Raw genomic sequence first — 4,355 nt, forward strand, 5'->3', positions numbered from 1 at the left:
CCTTTTAGTTACAACCAAACAGGGAGAGTTTTCTTTCTCCCTGTTTATTTATAAATATCAGGATTTCTATAAATCCATAGAATACTTAAATTTTTGTTTATTTTGTATAGTAAATTCCCTAAATTTTGTGCACTTTACCGTTGGCTAAAAACTTAAAATATCTTATAATTTTACTTGTAAATATGAGCCATAATAATCACTACTATTTATAAATTTCATTCATTCTATAAGTTTCTATCAAGGTCTCAAACTCTCCTTGATTATTGTGGCTCATATCTATGCTAATTCTAAACTAAGTATATCTTTTCTCTACTTAGCAGGAATTTCTAAGTTTATATTTTTCAAAATATCTGCTATAATAGCCATATAGGCATTATAGCAAATCCTAGGAAAGAAAGGACTACAATGCCAACCAAGAAAGAATTTGAAGAGTATGCCAGAGGGCTGAACCCGATTGATGATTTGATGTTTAGCAAGATGGCAGAAAGCAAGGAGTTTTGTGAAGAAATACTCCGAGTCATCCTAGATGATGATGAACTCATAGTTGCTGAGAATATACCTCAATGCAAGGTGGAAAATCTGCATGGACGTTCTATAATTATGGATGCAAAATGCATAACCGGAGATGGAAGACATATTAACATTGAAGTACAGAAAGCTGATAATGATGATCACCTTAGAAGAGTCAGGTATAACGGCTCTGTATTGACTACAAATATAACTGAAACCGGAACAAAGTTTGAATTTGTACCTGATGTCTGTGTAATATTTATATCAGCCTTTGATATGTTTAAGAGCGGGCTACCACTCTATCATGTGAAAAAAGTGGTTATGGAAACAGGACAGGTTGTTGAAGACGGACTTACCGAAATATATGCAAATGCAGTAATTGACAATGGTTCAAAATTTTCCAAACTGATGAAAGTGTTTACCGAAAATGATACTTACAATACAGATGAATTCCCTGTAACAAGCGAAATTAAAGCCAGATTTAAGTTGGATGAAGGAGGTGCTGTAAAAATGGATGAAACTTTACAGAGATGGAAAGAGGAATGGATTAGTGAAGGCGAGGCTCGTGGTGAAAAACGAGGTGAAAAGCGGGGTATAAAAGAAGGTAAGAAACTGGGAGCTAAAGATGAAAAATTCAAAATAGCCGGTGATTTGAAAAAAAGAGGCTTCAAGGATGATTTAATTGCTGAAATTACAGGGCTTTCGGAGAAGATGATTATGGCTTTGAAAATCCCGAACTTATAACAAAATTTACAGGTCTGCCAATGGATGTAGTTATGGCTATGTAAAATTATTGGTCATACCCTGCCCATAAGACAGGTAATATTCCCACTTTAGTTAAGCATTTAATCAGTTAAGCCGGTAAAATGCCTGTTTTATTGGTATATTGGGGCAGATTACGAATGTTTCTGCAAACTAAATAACAGACTGACCAAGAATTGCTTCCAAGTCAGTCTGTTATTTACTTTAAATCAAAATTTACCCTATCTCATCCACCACACTGTTCTCAAACTGTCTTGTAAACAGCCCGTAATAATAGCCTTTCTGTCTCATAAGCTCCTTGTGTTTTCCCTGCTCTATAATCTTACCGTCCTTTACCACAAGGATTACATCAGCATTTACTATGGTTGAAAGTCTGTGGGCTATTACAAATGATGTTCTGCCTGTGATTACCTTCTCTATTGCATCCTGAATTATCTTTTCGGTCACAGTATCTATAGAAGAAGTAGCCTCATCAAGTACCAGTATCTTAGGCTCTGCAATTATCGCTCTTACAAATGAAATCAACTGTTTCTCACCAGTTGAAAGCAGGTCTCCGCCTTCTCCCACCTCACTGTCAAGCCCCTTATCCATCTTCTCTACTACTGCTGTAGCAGACACAAGTTCCAGTGCCTTCATTATCTCTTCATCAGTTGCATCAGGCTTGCCATATCTTAAATTCTCCCTGATTGTGCCTGAAAAAAGATGTGGAGACTGCAGTACATAGCCTATATTTGAATGTAACCACTGTCCGGAACGCTCCCTTGCATCTCTGCCGTCTATCAGCACCTGTCCTTTGGTAGGCTCAAAGAAACGGCAGACAAGATTTACAAGGGTTGATTTTCCTGCTCCTGTTTCTCCCACAATAGCCACATTAGTGCCTTGTGGAACTTTCAGATTAAAATTCTCAAGCACATATTCATCTCCGTCAGGATATTTAAAAGTCACATCCTTGAACTCTATGTCACCATGCAGCTCTTCCCAGTTTTCCTTCTTTGGATTAAATATATCTCCGTATTTTTCCACAACCTCTTTGCTGTCCGCCACATCCGATTCCGTAGCCATAAGCCCTGTAAATCTCTCAATATTTACAGATGAGGCAATGAGATCTGCAAAAGTAAGTGTGATATTACTTATAGGCTCTATTATTCCCTGCACATAGGACATAAATACGGACAAGGTTCCTATAAGCATAACTCCTTCAAGGCTTAAAATACTTGCCTGCATAAGCACGAGAGCAATTACAACTGAACCTACAAATGAAACTAACGAAAAAGAAAGTGCTGAAAAATGAGCTACTCTTATAGATTTTCTTTTCATGTTGAGAGTATCTCTGTCAAAATTTTCTTTCATTCTTTCTTCTGCAACGAGAGTTTTTATTTCTTTTGCACCGGTTATTCCTTCATTAAAATTTCCTGTAATTGCAGAATTTATCTCCCTTACTTCACGATTCAGATGTAAGAGATTTTTTTGGAAGATTGAAACTATTATGGCTTCAATCGGCAAAATGATTGCTATTGCAAGTGCCAGTTTTGCATTTAAACTGAACATTACCGCAAAAGCACCTACAACATATACCGTTGACCACATAATATCAAAAAAGTCCCAGGCTGCAATCGCACCAATCCTTCCGGTGTCACTCATTACCCTTGCGTGTATATAGCCTACATTATTCTGATTAAAATATGAAAATGAAAGCGTTTGTAAATGATTAAAGCTTGAATTCCTTAAATCTCTTGCAACACTTATTTCGATATTTGAAGCTACATAAGGCGAAATAAACTGCATTGTAATCTGAATCAATATTGTTATAAAATAAAGAAGTGCAAATATTCCCAGCCCGTTTAATTCTCTTTTCCCTATGAAATTATTTATTGCATATTGGTTAAAAAGTGGAAAAATTATTTCACTAAGAGTTGAAATAGCACCTGCTACAAACATTATTACCATATCTTTTTTATATGCCCTGAAATATGGCCAAAGCTTAGGTATGCCAAACCAGGGCAGAAATTTTATCGTAGTTTTATCCTGCATATAACCTCCTTACGACTCGTAGTCAAGAGCTACAGACTGTATGTCATAGATTTTCTTGTAAATGCCCTCTTTAGCCAGAAGTTCATTATGAGTACCTGATTCAGCAAGTCTCCCCTTATCAAATACCAGTATATTATCTGCTGCCATAAGAGTTGTGATTCTGTGGGAAATGATAATAACAGTACTGTCTTTTCCCTTTTCCATAAGTCCCTTTCTTATCTTTGCATCAGTTTCCGCATCAACGGCAGAAAGCGAATCGTCAAATACCATAATAGGTGGCTTTCCGATAAGCATACGGGCAATGGCTGTTCTCTGCTTCTGTCCGCCCGAAAGTGTAACACCTCTTTCTCCGACTGTAGTCTCAAAGCCTTCCTTAAAATTCTCAATAGTCTCTAAAAGACTTGCAGTACCTGCTGCTTCTTCTATGTCTGCTCTCTCTGCCTCCTTACCGCCAAGAGCTATATTTTCAGCCAAGGTTCTTGAAAATAAATAAGGCTCCTGAAGTACCATTCCTACATTTTCACGAAGATAGGCTATTTCAATATCATTTATATCCACACCTGATATTGTTATATTTCCATTTTCCTTAGGAAGCTCATAGAGTCTGTTTAAAAGGTGCATAAGTGTGGACTTTCCTGAACCTGTACCACCGAGTATGCCTACTGTAGTACCTCCCTTTATAGTAAATGATACATTTTTAACAATCTCCTTTGTTTCATCATAGGCAAAATTTACATTGTTAAATACTATATCACCCGTCATCTTAGGAGTAAGTTTCTTTCCCTTATCCTCCTCTGCTTCCGAAGCCATAATATATCTTATTCTTTCTGCTGCGATTCCGCTTCGACTAAGACCTGAAACCAACCTTCCAAGCATTCTTATCGGCCACACAAGCATAATGTTATATGAAAAAAACGCAATATATTCACCGGCAAGCATTTCTCCCTTAACAGCAAAAACTGCTCCAATTACGACCACTATCATGGTCTGGAGGCTAAGAAAAAATGTTCCTATAGACCAAAACCAGGCAAGTACCCAGTCAAGCCTAATCC

At 37.1% G+C, this 4,355-nt stretch carries 3 protein-coding genes; 1 reads left to right on the forward strand and 2 read right to left on the reverse strand.

Annotation, left to right across the window (positions count from 1 at the left end; genetic code table 11):
- Window positions 1-405 precede the first annotated feature (405 nt).
- Entirely contained in the window at window positions 406-1,254 is an 849-nt protein-coding gene (locus ACTTKP_RS11410) for an Rpn family recombination-promoting nuclease/putative transposase (RefSeq protein WP_442554023.1), read from the forward strand.
- A 234-nt stretch (window positions 1,255-1,488) separates the two neighbouring features.
- On the opposite strand, the gene ACTTKP_RS11415 is transcribed toward ACTTKP_RS11410, so the two are convergent.
- Window positions 1,489-3,303 (reverse strand): ABC transporter ATP-binding protein, encoded by a 1,815-nt coding sequence (locus ACTTKP_RS11415; protein WP_442554024.1) that lies wholly within the window; start codon window positions 3,301-3,303, stop codon window positions 1,489-1,491.
- Between the two features lie 9 nt (window positions 3,304-3,312).
- Window positions 3,313-4,355: ABC transporter ATP-binding protein (locus tag ACTTKP_RS11420; RefSeq protein ID WP_442554025.1), on the reverse strand; the 1,043-nt coding region annotated here is incomplete at its 5' end.

Source organism: Catonella sp. (assembly GCF_052169795.1).
In the GTDB taxonomy this organism is placed as follows: domain Bacteria; phylum Bacillota; class Clostridia; order Lachnospirales; family Lachnospiraceae; genus Catonella.